The following is a 14,465-nucleotide window of genomic DNA, read 5'->3' on the forward strand; positions in this document are numbered from 1 at the left end:
TTCCTGATAACTTCGTTCGTCGTTCAATGCTGACGTGCAAGCGATTGCACCGTTCCCGTTTCCGAGTCGCCTACATAGATGCCGAACGCGTCTTCGCTTCGCTCGCGCACATACCGTTGAAGCATCGATTTCACGGCGCTGTCGCGCACTTGGTCCCAGGGAATCTCGTTCAGGGGAATCATGCGAAGCGAGCTGTTTGCCGCGAGGCCGCTGTTATCGAGCACGCGTCCGCGATAGTAGACATGCACGCCGGGTTGATCGCTTTGTCCTTCGAAAACGGCGAAAAGGAAATCCAGATTCGCTTCGAGTCCGAGCTTTGCAAGCACGCCGCGCAAGCTATTCGCGTTGCTGGCCGGTTCGAGCTTCACGCCCGTCGGCAATTCCAGTCCGCGAGGGGTTTCCAGAAGGGCGATGCGATCGTCGTGTTCGAGAATCGCACCGACTTTTGCGGTCGACCCGGCCGCGGTGAGCGCTTCCTGCGTCAGGCTGAAATTGACATACGCGCCGCGACAATAACCAAGCGGCGAAGACGACGTGTGCGTGAACTCCACCACGCGACCGATCAGGATGATGTGATCGCCCGCATCGACGACCTGATGGGTCATGCAATCGAAGCTGGCGGCGGCGCCGGTCATGAGCGGTGCGCCGGTGGTTCGCGCATGCCATTCGACTTGAGCGAACTTGTCGGCGGCCTTAGAAGCGAACACGCCCGATACCGACTTCTGATCTTCCGCCAGCACGCTCACAGCGAAGTGATCGGTCTTCGAAAAGACGGCATGACTCGATGCGGTCTTCGCGATGCAAACGAGAATGAGCGGTGGATCGAGCGATACGGAACTGAAAGAGTTGGCCGTGAAACCTCGCGGCGAACCGTCCTCCTGAATCGTCGTGACCACCGTCACGCCGGTGACGAACGCGCCCAGCGCGCGACGAAACTCCAGCGGGTCCAGCGTCTTTTCAATTGCCGTCTCATTCATGACGCGCTCCTTTAGTTTCTGCGCCGGCTTTGACTTTTTCCGACGAATTCAATAGAAAACAGATCAGTCTTTCGTTCACTTCGTCGGGATCGGTCACGGACATCATGTGTCGCGCACCCGCGATGATCTCGGCTCTTCCACCAGGCGTCACGGCCGCCATCGCCCGCGACATGTCAGGGCTGGAATTGGGATCGCATTCTCCCGTGAGGAAAAGCGCCGGAACCGCCAGCTCGGGCAAACGATGCACATGCACGTCGTCGGAATTCGCGAATAGCCGATACGTGCGCGCATAGCCCACCGGTTGAACCGTCAGAAGCAAGTGACGCAAATCATGCGCTGATTGCTTCAGCGAAGCCGGCACCGGATCGCCGAACCAGCGCGAAATCGTGTCATCGACGCCTGCCATTGCCGTGCCCGAATCCAGCGAATCCGCGCGGCCGACGATTGCAGCGCGTTGTTCAGGGGAGCGGTCATAGACCGCATTGAGCGCGGCAACACTGAGCGTGCGCTCCGAATACGAAAGCGCGAATTCGAGTGCGACCAGCGCGCCCATCGAATGTCCGACGATATGCGCGCGTTCGATATTCAGCGTGTCGAGCAGCGCCCCGACCTGTGCCGCATATTCATCGAGGGCAGGTTGCTCGCTCGGCAGCGAACTGCCGCCGTGACCGAGCATGTCAAAGGCCAGCACCTGAAAATGCCGCGTCAGGAAGTCGATTTGCGGCGCCCACACATGATGATTCATGCCGACGCCATGAATCAGCACGACCGTCTCGCTGGATGCGCCCGCGCGCGATGCATACAGGCTGTAGCAGGTGCCGGCCGTCGTGCCGCCCGAGACGAGGTGGCTTTCCTGCGGCTTCACGATTCCAGCTCCTTGTGATCCTGATAGCGATCGCCGATGCGATGGTGCGGCCGGCCGCCGATCGATGCGCCCAGCGCGATGACGAGTTCGTCCGGCGCGGGCGCATCGACGATCGAGAACTGGACGGTGAGGTAGTGCGAACGCATCCCTTCGTCATGCTTGTGCATGAGCGGAATCGTGATCGGGCAGTTCGGCCCGCCGCGCAGATTGGTGAAGCTCAGATAGCTTTTGGCGCCGACCGCGTTGCGGAAGTGATTTCCGAAACGAAGCGTGTGGATCAGAGCGGACGCGTGTTCGACTTCGCCGGACGTCCCGACGATCGCGGCCTTGCCGTAGCCTTCGACGGCATCGCCCGAACCTGCCGCGCGGATGATTTCCGCCGTCAGCATTTCGCCCAAAGGCGACGCCAGCGCGTGGATCTCCGGCTTGAGATCTTCGACGAATCCACGCCCCGCCCACGGATTCCGAAGAACCGCCGCGACACCGAACATCTTCAACGGGCGCTCGGCGGCCTTCTCTCCTTCGATCCGCGTTTCCTCGCTAAACGTCACCAGCTTGCGCACTTCCAGTTTCATCTCGTTCTCCGAAAAAGCCCGACATCGGCGTTAAGAGCATGAGACGAATAGTACGAAGGCCGCGATCCAAGATATATTATGGTATTCCATAGTACGGCACTCCGATAGAAACATCAGTCGAAACAAGTCAAATGCGGCGCAGGGTATACACGCATGGCCTGCCATAGTATGGAATTCCATAATCAACCACGTTCTTACTTTTCAGAGAAGATCCTCCCTATGAGCCTCATTCGAAAATCGATTCTTCACGTCGAAACCGTTCACGTGGACGGCGACAAAGACGCCTCCAAGCCGCTGAAAATGATCGGCGCCGCCGCCGTCATCAAGAATCCGTGGGCGGGCCGCGGCTATGTCGAGGATCTCTCGCCCGAGATTCGTGAGATCGCGCCGCAACTGAGCGCGTACCTCACCAAACTCATCCTGGACGAAGCCGGTTCCGGCGAGGCCGTCGAAGCATTCGGCAAGAGCGCGATCGTGGGCGTTGACGGCGAACTGGAACACGCGTCCGCGCTGATCCACACGCTGCACTTCGGCAACACGTATCGCAGCGCGGTCGGCGCGAAGTCGTATCTCGCGTTCAACAACACGCGCGGGCCGGCGAATTCACCACTCCTGATCCCGATGATGGACAAGAACGACGAAGGACGCCGCTCGCACTATCTGACGCTCCAGTTCGCCATTCCCGACGCGCCGGCAGCCGATGAACTCGTGATCGCCATCGGCGGCGCGACCGGTGGTCGTCCGCATCACCGCATTGGTGACCGTTATAAAGACCTCGCTGAACTCGGCAATGACGTCAACAATCCTGCAGCTGTCAAGTAAGCGCAGCGCGCACTATCTCGAGCACGGAACCGGCGAGCCGCTGGTTCTGATTCACGGCGTCGGGATGCGGGCGCAGGCGTGGTATCCGCAAATCGATGAGCTCTCGCGCGACTTCCGCGTCATCGCGGTCGATATGCCGGGTCACGGCGGCAGCGACGCGCTCGATGCCCACGCCACGCTGCAAGCGTTCGTGCACTGGGCGATCGAGTTCATCGAAGCGCTCGACGCCGGTCCCGTGAATCTGGCTGGGCATTCGATGGGATCGCTGATCGTCGCGGGCGTCGCTGTCACGCGGCCGAATCTGGTGAAGCGCGTCGCCGTGCTGAACGGCGTGTACCGGCGCACAGCGGAGGCGCGGCAGGCGGTGCTCGATCGCGCGGCCGAGCTTCGGTCGGGAACCATCGACGTGGAAACGCCGTTGCGGCGCTGGTTCAACGACGAAGAAGCGCAGCGAATCTCCGCCCGCAAGGTCGAGTCGTGGCTGAAATCGGTCGGGATCGATGGCTACGCCGCGGCTTACACGGCGTTCGCCAGCGGCGACGAAACCTATGCCGATGGCTGGCGCACGGTCTCCTGCCCCGCGCTCGTCCTGACCGGCGCGGACGATCCGAACTCCACGCCCGCCATGACACGACAAATGGCCCAAGCCGCCCGCAACGGCACGGCCGTGGTGATCGAAGACGAGCGCCACATGGTGAACCTCACCGCGCCGGACAAGGTCAATCGCGCCTTGCGTGCGTGGCTGGATCGCGAACCGCACGAAGAATCGATGCCGTCGGCAGCGTGAGCATCACGCCCGGCGACAGTTCCAAACACACCCGCGAGCTTCGCGACGCTTTCGGGGCCTGTCTGAACGTCGTTGCGAGCGCACTGTCGCTCGTGACGACGGCCACTCGCAGGCTTCACCGCGAATCCGTTCACGTACGCCCGCTTCACTCTTGAAAAGGTTGCACCATGCGTTTTTCGCTTTTCGTTCACATGGAGCGCGTCTCCGACAAGACCACCCAGAAGCAGCTCTACGAAGAGATGGTCGAGCTGTGCCAGATCGCCGACCGTGGCGGCATGCACGCCGTTTGGACCGGCGAGCATCACGGCATGGACTTCACCATCGCGCCGAATCCGTTCCTCAATCTCGTCGATCTCGCCAACAAGACGAAGAACGTGAGGCTCGGCACGGGCACCGTGATCGCGCCGTTCTGGCATCCGATCAAGCTCGCGGGCGAAGCGGCGATGACCGACATCATCACGGACGGGCGGCTCGAACTCGGCATCGCGCGCGGCGCGTATTCGTTCGAATACGAACGGCTCATGCCGGGCCTCGATGCATGGAACGCGGGCCAGCGCATGCGCGAACTGATTCCGGCGGTGAAGAAGCTGTGGGAAGGCGACTACGCCCATGAAGGCGAGTATTGGAATTTCCCGTCGACGACTTCGTCGCCGCTGCCGTTGCAGCAGCCTCATCCGCCGATCTGGGTCGCCGCGCGCGATCCCAACAGCCACGAATTCGCCGTGTCGAACGGCTGCAACGTGCAGGTCACGCCGCTGCATATGGGCGATGAAGAAGTGGAAAAGCTCGTCGGCCACTTCAACGCCGCCTGCGAAAAATACAGCGACATGCCGCGCCCGCAAATCATGCTGCTCCGGCATACCTACGTCGCGAGCAGCGAAGACGACGCGCAAGTTGCAGCCGACGAAGTCAACGTTTTCTACAACTACTTCGGCGCATGGTTCAAGAACGAGCGCCCGGTCAGCCGCGGCATGATCAAGACGCTCAGCCCGGAAGAGATCGCCGCACATCCGTTCTATACGCCGGACGCGATGCGCAAGAACAATGTCATCGGCACGCCCGAAGAGGTCATCGCGCGTCTGAAGGCTTATGAAGCGCTCGGCTTCGACGAGTATTCGTTCTGGATCGACACGGGCATGAGCTTCGAGCGCAAGAAGGCGTCGCTCGAACGCATGATTCGCGACGTGATGCCAGCCTTCGCATGAGGTAACGATTTCATGAACCCCCAATTCCAGCTTTATATCGACGGCCAGTTCGAATCCGGCGCCGCGAGTTTCGGCAGCGTGAACCCGGCGACGGGCGCGGTCTGGGCCGAGATGCCCGAGGCGCGCACCGAACAGGTGAACCGCGCAGTCGATGCAGCGAGCCGCGCATTGAATGACCGCGCGTGGGCGGGCCTGAGCGCATCGGCGCGCGGCAAGCTGCTTCACAAGCTCGCCGATCTCGTCGAGAAAGCCGCGCCGCGTCTGGCGGAAATCGAAACGAACGATACCGGCAAGATCATCCGCGAGACGTCGAGTCAGATCGCTTATGTCGCCGATTATTACCGCTATTACGCGGGCATCGCCGACAAGCTCGAAGGCAGTCACATTCCCGTCGACAAGCCTGACATGCAGGTGTGGCTCGAACGCGAGCCTGTCGGGGTGGTCGCGGCAATCGTGCCGTGGAACAGCCAGTTGTTTCTTTCCGCCGTCAAGGTCGGACCCGCGCTCGCCGCGGGCTGCACGGTGGTGCTGAAGGCCTCCGAAGAAGCGCCCGGCCCGTTGCTCGAATTCGCGAAGTTGATCCACGAAGCGGGCTTTCCCGCGGGCGTGGTCAACGTCGTCACCGGCTTCGGGCCGGAATGCGGCGCGGTATTGAGCAGCCATCCGAAGGTCTCGAAGGTCGCCTTCACCGGCGGACCGGAAACCGCGAAGCATATCGTCGCGAATACGTCGAACAATCTCGCGAAGGTATCCCTCGAACTGGGCGGCAAGTCGCCGTTCATCGTGTTCGCCGATACCGACATCCAGAGCGCGGTGAATGCGCAAGTCGCGGCCATCTTCGCGGCGAGCGGTCAAAGCTGCGTGGCGGGATCGCGTCTGCTGGTCGAGGAATCCGTGAAGGAGCGCTTCCTCGCGATGCTGGTGGAACGCGTCGAGCGCATTCGCGTGGGTTCGCCGAACGAGGTGGACACGGAGTTCGGGCCGCTATGCACGGAACGCCAGCGCAAGAACATCGAATCGGTCGTCGATGCCTCGTTGCGTCAGGGCGCGAAAGTGCTCACGGGCGGCAAGACGCTGGATCGCGACGGCTTCTACTACGCGCCGACGATTCTCGATTGCTCCGGCCTCGATCGGCCGGACTGCATCACGAAGGAACTGTTCGGGCCCGTGCTTTCCGTCGATACGTTCGCCTCCGAAGAAGAAGCGATCGCGAAGGCGAACAGCACGGTTTATGGCCTTGCTGCCGGCATCTTCACGACGAATCTGACGCGCGCGCATCGTGTGTCGAAGCGCATCAGATCGGGCATCGTGTGGATCAACACCTATCGCGTGGTGTCGCCGCTCGCGCCGTTCGGCGGCTTCGGCCTGTCGGGACACGGCCGCGAAGGCGGAATGAGCGCCGCGCTGGAGTACACGACGACGCGAACCGTGTGGCTGCGCACGTCGGATGATCCGATCGACGATCCGTTCGTCATGCGCTGATTCAACCGCGAACTACGGTTACGCCTCGGCGTAGCCGTTCGCCGTCGTGCTTCAACCGAGCAGCGCGGAATGGCGTTGGTCTTCGAGCTTGAACACCGCGACCAGACTTCTGAGATTCTCCGTCTGTTCTTCGAGCGAATGCGCCGCTGCCGCCGCCTGTTCCACGAGCGCCGCGTTCTGTTGCGTCACCTGATCCATCTGGGTGACGGCCAGATTCACCTCTTCGATCCCCTGGCCCTGTGACTCGGACGCCGCCGCGATTTCACCGACGATATCCGACACCTGTCTGATCGCGAGCCGCACCTGAGCAATGGTGTCGCCGACTTCGGCCGCCTGCCGTTCGCCGCTCTGTACCGTTTCGACCGACGCGACGATCAGTTCCTTGATCTCCTTCGCCGCCGTTGCCGAACGCTGCGCGAGGCTGCGAACTTCGCTCGCCACGACCGCGAACCCACGGCCCTGATCGCCGGCGCGCGCTGCTTCGACTGCCGCATTGAGCGCAAGAATGTTCGTCTGGAACGCGATGCCCTCGATCACGCCGGTGATATCGGAAATCTTGCTGGAGCTGTTGCTGATCTGCTGAATGGTTCGAACCATGTTCTGAACAGCTTCGTTGCCGGAATCGGCCATGTCGGACGCGCTCGTGGCGAGCGTATTGGCATGGCGCGCATTCTGGCTGTTCTGTTTAACCGTGTCGGTGAGTTGCGTCATGCTGGCCGCCGTTTCCGCGAGCGAGCTTGCCTGCTCTTCCGTTCGCGCGGACAAATCAAGATTACCGGCGGCGATCTCGCTCGATGCGGTTGCGATGCCGTCCGCGCCGATCCTCACATGGCCGACGAGCCTGGACAGGCTTTGATTCATCGACTTGAGGCTTGCCATCAGTTGCCCGGTTTCGTCCAGCGACGACGCCTCGATGCGCGCCGTCAGATCGCCGTCGGCCACACGGGTGGCGACGCTCACGGCTTGTTTCAGCGGACGGGAAACGATGCGTGCAAGCCAGGTTCCCGCGAGCACCGCGGCGATCGCGGCAATCGCCGATGAAACGAAGATCGTCGTATAGATGCGGGCGCGCAACGCGTCGAGTTCCTGCCGGTTCGCCGCAATCTTTTCCTGCTCGTAGGTCTGAATCCTGTCGACCGAGGCGATCAGCTTCTCCGTGCCGAGATACGAGCCGAAGCGCTCCGTCATCTGCGAAAGATCGCTCACGCTGGCCGAGAACCCATCGACCTTCTTGCGCATCTCGATCAAGGGATTCACGACCGTGTGAAGCCACGCATCGTACTCATCGCTCGCCTTCGCGATGAGCGTCGCGTTGTCTCCGGTCGCATCGGCCGCCTGAATGCCGGAGAGCCGCGTGTGGAAGTCTTTGGCGTGCCCGTCGATCCACGCCTTGTGGCCCGGCTCGCCGTTCAGGTTGTTCGCGAGAACCGCCCAGACGATGTTCAGATAGTCCGCCGTGCCGTCCTTCAGCAGAAGCAACGTGCTTTCCGATGCGGCAATCTCGTTCTGTTTATGGTCGATTGCCTTGATGCTGAAGATGCATATGAAGGCGCTCACCGCGAAGGTGAAAATGACTGCGGCGAATGCAACGCCTATCTTTACCGCGATCGGCAGGTTCTGGATCTTTTTCATGGTCGTCTTTGTCTGGAAGGCGGCTGTCAGGCTTGGCGACAGCCGCCGAGCGAGTTGGATCGCGTTCGCGCCAAATCTGCCCGAACGCGCTTCCTATACGCTTAACGACAAAGAAGATGGTATGCCATAGTATGGTTTACGAATTTTTTTCGCCGACGGTCGCCGGAACCATCGTCAGAACGGCAGCCGCGGCCACGCCCGCCACCGCGAAGGCATAGAAGTTCCACGACAGCGGCGCATTCGCCTGCGCCAGCAAACCGCCGATCAACGGACCGGTGATGGCGCCGAACCGCCCGACACCCAGCGCCCAGCCGATTCCCGTCGCGCGATTGCCCGGCGGGTAGTAGCGCGTGATGTAGGCGCCCAGCAACATCGTGTTGCCTATCGTGCCGATGCCCGCAAGTCCGACGAGCACATAGACCTCCACGATCCCATGCGCGAACGGCAACGCGCACAGACTCGCCGCAGCGAGCAGATACAGCGTGCTCACGACGGGCTTCGAGCCGAGCCGGTCGGCAACCGCTCCGCCGAGCAATGAGCCGACAGCCGCTGTCGAATTGAGTGCAACGAGCAGGCCAAGGCTCGAACCGAGCGGAAAGCCTGCCTTTCGCATCAGTTGCGGCAGCCAGGTGCTCAGGCCGTACAGCAAGAGCAGGCCCATGAACATCGCCAGCCAGAACGCCAGCGTCGCGCGAAGATACGATCTGCCGAAAAGCGCGCGAACGGGCGCGGCCTTGGCCTTCTTGCCTGCATCGAGCGTGGCGACTTGTCCGTGAGTCCATCGGATGCCCAATGTGTCGGCGACGGACTGCGCCTCGCTGACGCGCCCCTTCGACAGCAGGAAATCGATCGATTCCGGCAAGTAACGCGCAACGAACGGCATGACGGCGAGTGGCGCCGCGCCCAGCCAGAACAGCCCTCTCCAGCCATGCGACGGCAGCCACGCAATGGCCAGCAGCGCCACGACGATGCCGCCGATCGAATAGCCGGTGTAGATCAGCGCGTAGTTGAACGAGCGCCGATTCTCCGGCGAATACTCGACGGTAAGCGCCGCCGCCGTCGGCACGACGCCGCCCAGGCCGAGTCCGCCGATCACGCGCGCGATGACGAACCACGCCGGCGTCGGCGCGAGCGCGGCGGCGGCCATCATCGCGGAGAACAGGCCCACGCTGAAAAGCAGCACGGAACGTCGGCCAATCACATCGCTCAGCGTTCCGGCGCCCATCGCGCCGATCATCATGCCCGCCAGCGAGCAGCTCGCAATGGCCCCGAGCTGCAACTGCGACAGCGACCAGTCGGTGCCATGCGTGAGCATCGGCAGCACGGCGCCGTAGATCGCGACGTCGTAGCCTTCCGCGAGAATCATCAGCAAGCAGATTACGACGACGCGAACCGTCACGCGCGACGGTATGCTCGCCGCCGCGCTCGCCTGCTCCATCGCGTGAGCGCTCGAAGACTTCGGATTCGCCTCGCGGGCGTCAGATGGATACAAGTTCATTTCGACACCTTTCCCCGATTTCAAACGGCCATGCACAGGTATTTGATGACGAGATAGTCGTCGATCCCGTAGTGCGATCCTTCACGGCCCAGTCCCGATTGCTTGACGCCGCCGAACGGCGCGACCTCGTTCGAAATGGCGCCCGTGTTGATCCCGACCATGCCGTATTCGAGTTGCTCGGCCACGCGCCAGATGCGCCCGATATCGCGGCTGTAGAAATACGCCGCCAGCCCGAATTCCGTTTCGTTGGCGAGCCGCACGACTTCCTCATCGCTCGAAAAGCGGAAGAGCGGCGAGAGCGGTCCGAACGTTTCTTCCTTGGCGACACACATGTCGATGGTCGCGTTCGCAAGAACGGTCGGCTCGAAGAATCCGTGGCCGAGCGCGTGACGCTTGCCGCCCGCGATGACGTTCGCGCCCTTGCCCACCGCATCGGCGATATGCGCTTCGACCTTCTTCACGGCGGCTTCGTCGATGAGCGGCCCGAGCGTCGCGCCCGTCTCGGTTCCGTGTCCCACCTTCAGCTTGCCGACGGCCTTGACGAGCTTTTCCGCGAACGCGTCGTACACGCGCTCGTGCACGTAGAAGCGGTTCGTGCACACGCACGTCTGCCCGTTGTTGCGATACTTCGATGCCATCGCGCCTTCGACCGCGGCGTCGAGATCGGCGTCGTCGAAAACGATGAACGGCGCGTTGCCGCCGAGTTCGAGCGTGACCTTCTTCACCGTCGGCGCGCTTTGCGCCATCAGCAAACGGCCCACGCCCGTCGATCCGGTGAAGGACAGCTTGCGCACCACCGGGCTGCTCGTGATCGCGCCGCCGATCTCCTTCGGGTCGCCCGTCACGATGTTGAGCACGCCCGCCGGAATGCCGGCGCGCTCGGCGAGCACGGTCATCGCGAGCGCGGAGAAAGGCGTCGATTCTGCCGGCTTGACGACGATCGGGCAGCCCGCCGCAAGCGCAGGGCCGACCTTGCGCGTAATCATCGCGGCCGGAAAATTCCACGGCGTGATCGCAGCGCACACGCCGATCGGCTCCTTCACGACGACGAGCCGCTTGTCGGCCGCGGGCGTGGCGAGCGTATCGCCGGCGACGCGCTTGCCCTCTTCCGCGAACCATTCGATGAACGATGCCGCATAGGCGATCTCGCCCTTCGCTTCCGCGAGCGGCTTGCCTTGCTCGGAAGTCAGGATGAGCGCGAGATCGTCCGTGTTCTCCAGCATCAGTTCGAACCAGCGGCGCATCAGCAGCGCGCGCTCCTTTGCCGTTTTTGCGCGCCAGGCAGGCCACGCTGCATTGGCGGCGTCGATGGCGCGCAGCGTTTCCTGTGCGCCCATCTTCGGCACGCTGCCGAGCGAGCGGCCCGTCGCCGGATCGAACACGTCGAAGGTCGCGTCCGAATCCGCCGTGCACCACTGACCGTCGATAAAAGCCTGGTGACGGAGAAGCGATGCGTCCTTCAGCATGGATTTCAGTTCCACAGTGATTCCTCTACTAAAAATGCGTCGTCGGCTTGCCGCCCGCGCGATCCGCGACGCCTATGACCAAGCGAATCAGAACAGGTGGAAGATGCCCACCCGTCCCATGAGTTGATGATTGTTCGATGAAGCCGTGGCGACCGCGCCTTCGAAGATGTCCGCATTGGTCGCCGCGCCCGCGGCTTTTTGCCAGACGCCCATCGCATAGACCGACGTGCGCTTGGAGAGCGCGTAGGCCGTGGTCAGGCCCACCTGGTGATAAATCGGAATGGCCTGGCTGTAGCCGATGTTGCCGTGCGTGTAGACGTACTGCGCGCCGACATACCAAGCGGGCGTGAGGTTGTAGCGTCCCCATGCTTCATAGTTGTCGAAGCGCACGGTGCCATTGGTGCCGTTCGCGTCGTTGAACTTCGTGTTCGTGTAGTCGATGCCGAGCGTCGCGGCGCCGATCGCATAGTTGAGCGCCGCACCGAATACCTGTTCGTTCGCCGGATTGCCGACGTAGCTGAACGGCCCGGTCGCGCCAATCGCCGCGCCTGTCGTGTTGGCGACGAAGTTTCCATCGGTCAGCAGCAACGCCGGGTTCTTCGCATAGAGATACGCGCCCGCGACATTGAACGGGCCGAACGCGTAGTTCGCCCCCACGCTCCACAAGCCCGTGGTGCCGCGTCCCGGCGCATTGGTGTTCGTGAACGAATAGAGGCCGCCGAAGGTCAGGCCGCCGATCTTCGGGCTCGCGTACTTGACCGAGTTGTCGACGCGAAACGAGTTGTCGGTGTTGTCGATGTCGCCCGCATGCACGAGCGGACCGGCGAGTTGGCCGGGCGCGGTCAGCGGCTGAAGGAAATCGACCACGGAATCGTATTGACGGCCCAGCGTCACCGTGCCCAAGCGCGTGTCCGACAGCCCGACATACGCCTGACGCCCGAAAAGACGCCCGCCTTGCCGGCTCTGTCCGTTTTCGGTACTGAAGCCAGATTCGAGCTTGAAGATAGCGGAGAGGCCGCCGCCGAGTTCCTCGCTGCCCTTCAGTCCCCAGCGGCTGCCGTAGACGCCGTCGTAAGTACCGTCACGCATGCGCCAGAGCGAATGCCCGCCGCTGTTGTTGACATAGTCAATGCCCTCGTCGATCACGCCGTACAGTGTGACGGACGACTGCGCGTACGCATTCGCGGCGAACAATGCGCTCCCTGCCAGCACGCATGCAACGTGCGCCTTGACGAAACCCTTGGCCATGCTCTTCCTCCTCCGAACCGGTTGACTGCTTATGGTTTGATGAACCGTGGTTGTTGCTTCTTGTATGGCATTGCTCTTTGCGGCACGATCGCGCTGTCGCGAACGTCGTGATTGGCTCGCTTCCAGGACGCGTTCGTCTGTCCTTCGCTCAGCAAATCCCGTGCGATTGCCGACACGCGTTCGACGTGCGCTCGCGCAGCATCGCGTGCGTCGAGGGCGTTCCGCGAGCGGATCGCGCCGAGGATCTGGCGCATTTCCTGAACCGCCTGTCGGCCTCGGTCGTCGGAAGCGATCGTCATTGCTCTCAGTCGATTGATCCGGGCGGTCAGCGACTGCACGATTTCCCACGCGACATTCTTCTGTCCGCCGGTGAACATGCGTTCGTAGAACGCGGTCGTGTGATCGCGCACCGCATGATGGTCGTGCGTATCGAAGGCGCGCTGGATCGCATCGAGGCACTTCGCAAGCTCCGCGACGACATCGTCGTCCGCGTATCGCGCGCAAGCCATCGCAGCTTCGCTTTCGAGCAACGCGCGAATTTCGTAGATTTCAGCAGCGGTATCCGCATCCAGAATGGCGACGATCTGCCCTTGATTCGGCTGGGACTCGATCAGCCCTTCCGTTTCAAGATGCCGCAACACCTCGCGCACCACCGTGCGGCTCACGCCGAGTTCCTCGCACAAAGGGCGTTCCACCAGCCGGTCGCCGGGAAGAAAGCGTGCGTCCAGAATGGCCGAACGCATCTTCTCGAGCGCCAGCTCGCGCAGCGTGATGTTGGGCCGCTCGACCTTCAGCGAAGACATCCGGTCGCGCATATCAGGCCTGCGTGAAGAGCCGGACATCGCGAACATCCCAATCGACGAGCGCCTGCGTGCCGATCACGAGACCGCTGTCCCGATGGTCGCCCGCCGGCATACGAATGGAAATCTCCTGCTCCCAGGGCGTCGCAACCGCGTAGTGCATGGCGTCGCCGAGATAGGTGATGTCGCGCACGGTCACGGGCAAGCCCGCGGACGCGTTCGACGCGCCGAGCGCCCGGATGCGGATCTGTTCCGGACGAACCATGAGCGTGCCTTCATCGCCCGCCGTGAGCGACGCGTTGCCGGCAGCGGTTACGGCATGACCGTTGGGAAACACACCGCTCGATTGTTCCGTGCTGCTCGACGTCACGCGAACGGGCAGGAAGTTCGAGTTGCCGATGAAGTTGGCGACGAACTTCGACGCGGGATTGGAATAGAGTTCCTCGCCCGTTCCGCATTGCTCGATGCGTCCCTTGTTGAACACCGCGATGCGATCCGACAGCCGAAGCGCCTCTTCCTGATCGTGCGTCACATACAGAATCGTGACGCCCGTTTCCTGGTGAATGCGGCGCAGTTCGAGCTGAATCTCCTCGCGCAGCTTCTTGTCGAGCGCGGAAAGCGGCTCGTCCATCAAGAGCACGGGCGGGTCGTAAGCGAGCGCGCGCGCAATCGCCACGCGTTGCTGCTGGCCACCGGACATCTGCGCGGGCATGCGATCGCGGAACTCCGAGAGATGCACGAGCGCGAGCATCTCGTCGACTTTCTTCCTGACCTCGGCATCGGGCCGGCGGCGCACGCGCAGCGGAAATGCGACGTTCTCGCCCACCGTCAGATGAGGAAACAGCGTATAGCGCTGAAAAACCATGCCGATGTTGCGCTTGTTCGGTGCGACGGAAAGCAGCGGCTTGCCGTCGAGCAACACGCGCCCTTCGGTCGGCTCCTGAAAGCCTGCGACGATATAGAGCGTCGTGCTCTTGCCCGAACCCGAGGGCCCGAGGAAGGTCATGAATTCGCCGCGCTCGATGTCGAGCGAAACGTTGTCGATGGCAACGACGTCATCGTAGGTCTTGCGCAGGTGCTGGATCTGAAGGAATGTCATGGCGCGTTA

At 62.4% G+C, this 14,465-nt stretch carries 14 protein-coding genes; 5 read left to right on the top strand and 9 right to left on the bottom strand.

The features are described 5' to 3' along the window. Positions 1-23: 23 nt before the first annotated feature. From AWB79_RS20545 to AWB79_RS20555, 3 genes are read right to left on the bottom strand one after another with little or no spacing between them, the layout of a single operon-like run. Positions 24-977: a flavin reductase gene (locus tag AWB79_RS20545; protein WP_061169285.1), complete on the bottom strand. Its 954-nt coding sequence runs from the start codon at positions 975-977 to the stop codon at positions 24-26. Continuing rightward, positions 970-1,842, bottom strand: a complete 873-nt coding sequence (locus AWB79_RS20550; RefSeq protein ID WP_061169286.1) for an alpha/beta fold hydrolase — start codon at positions 1,840-1,842, stop codon at positions 970-972. The genes AWB79_RS20545 and AWB79_RS20550 overlap by 8 nt, the downstream gene beginning before the upstream one ends. Further along, positions 1,839-2,417, bottom strand: a complete 579-nt coding sequence (locus AWB79_RS20555) for an amino acid synthesis family protein (RefSeq protein ID WP_061169287.1) — start codon at positions 2,415-2,417, stop codon at positions 1,839-1,841. The genes AWB79_RS20550 and AWB79_RS20555 overlap by 4 nt, the downstream gene beginning before the upstream one ends. 219 nt (positions 2,418-2,636) lie before the next feature. Here AWB79_RS20555 and AWB79_RS20560 point away from each other — a divergent pair, with 219 nt between their 5' ends. The 4 genes from AWB79_RS20560 (at position 2,637) to AWB79_RS20575 (ending at position 6,713) form a co-directional block, all read left to right on the top strand. Continuing rightward, on the top strand, positions 2,637-3,239 hold the full coding sequence (locus AWB79_RS20560) for an amino acid synthesis family protein (RefSeq protein ID WP_061169288.1): 603 nt from the start codon (positions 2,637-2,639) through the stop codon (positions 3,237-3,239). Beyond that, positions 3,208-4,026, top strand: a complete 819-nt coding sequence (locus AWB79_RS20565) for an alpha/beta fold hydrolase (RefSeq protein ID WP_061169289.1) — start codon at positions 3,208-3,210, stop codon at positions 4,024-4,026. The genes AWB79_RS20560 and AWB79_RS20565 overlap by 32 nt, the downstream gene beginning before the upstream one ends. Before the next feature lie 167 nt (positions 4,027-4,193). Continuing rightward, positions 4,194-5,231, top strand: coding sequence for an LLM class flavin-dependent oxidoreductase (locus AWB79_RS20570; protein WP_061169290.1), 1,038 nt, complete (start codon positions 4,194-4,196; stop codon positions 5,229-5,231). Between the two features lie 12 nt (positions 5,232-5,243). Continuing rightward, the gene (locus AWB79_RS20575) at positions 5,244-6,713 is read left to right on the top strand and encodes an aldehyde dehydrogenase (RefSeq protein WP_061169291.1); all 1,470 of its coding nucleotides are present in this window, start codon (positions 5,244-5,246) and stop codon (positions 6,711-6,713) included. Between the two features lie 51 nt (positions 6,714-6,764). Here the strand turns inward: AWB79_RS20575 and AWB79_RS40500 are convergent, their stop codons facing one another. Further along, on the bottom strand, positions 6,765-8,192 hold the full coding sequence (locus tag AWB79_RS40500; protein ID WP_269767978.1) for a methyl-accepting chemotaxis protein: 1,428 nt from the start codon (positions 8,190-8,192) through the stop codon (positions 6,765-6,767). 1 nt (position 8,193) lies between these two features. Here AWB79_RS40500 and AWB79_RS40505 point away from each other — a divergent pair, with 1 nt between their 5' ends. Then, positions 8,194-8,475, top strand: a complete 282-nt coding sequence (locus tag AWB79_RS40505; RefSeq protein WP_157695811.1) for a hypothetical protein — start codon at positions 8,194-8,196, stop codon at positions 8,473-8,475. 6 nt (positions 8,476-8,481) lie between these two features. On the opposite strand, the gene AWB79_RS20585 is transcribed toward AWB79_RS40505, so the two are convergent. The 5 genes from AWB79_RS20585 to AWB79_RS20605 form a co-directional block, all read right to left on the bottom strand. Beyond that, positions 8,482-9,843, bottom strand: coding sequence for an MFS transporter (locus tag AWB79_RS20585; RefSeq protein WP_082862403.1), 1,362 nt, complete (start codon positions 9,841-9,843; stop codon positions 8,482-8,484). 20 nt (positions 9,844-9,863) lie between these two features. After that, on the bottom strand, positions 9,864-11,309 hold the full coding sequence (locus tag AWB79_RS20590) for an NAD-dependent succinate-semialdehyde dehydrogenase (protein WP_198399067.1): 1,446 nt from the start codon (positions 11,307-11,309) through the stop codon (positions 9,864-9,866). Positions 11,310-11,396: 87 nt separating this feature from the next. After that, the gene (locus AWB79_RS20595) at positions 11,397-12,557 is read right to left on the bottom strand and encodes a porin (protein WP_082862404.1); all 1,161 of its coding nucleotides are present in this window, start codon (positions 12,555-12,557) and stop codon (positions 11,397-11,399) included. 29 nt (positions 12,558-12,586) lie between these two features. Next, positions 12,587-13,372: a GntR family transcriptional regulator gene (locus tag AWB79_RS20600; RefSeq protein ID WP_082862405.1), complete on the bottom strand. Its 786-nt coding sequence runs from the start codon at positions 13,370-13,372 to the stop codon at positions 12,587-12,589. 1 nt (position 13,373) lies between these two features. Then, on the bottom strand, positions 13,374-14,456 hold the full coding sequence (locus AWB79_RS20605) for an ABC transporter ATP-binding protein (RefSeq protein WP_061169295.1): 1,083 nt from the start codon (positions 14,454-14,456) through the stop codon (positions 13,374-13,376). Between the last annotated feature and the right edge of the window lie 9 nt (positions 14,457-14,465).

It is taken from the genome of Caballeronia hypogeia (assembly GCF_001544875.2).
In the GTDB taxonomy this organism is placed as follows: domain Bacteria; phylum Pseudomonadota; class Gammaproteobacteria; order Burkholderiales; family Burkholderiaceae; genus Caballeronia; species Caballeronia hypogeia.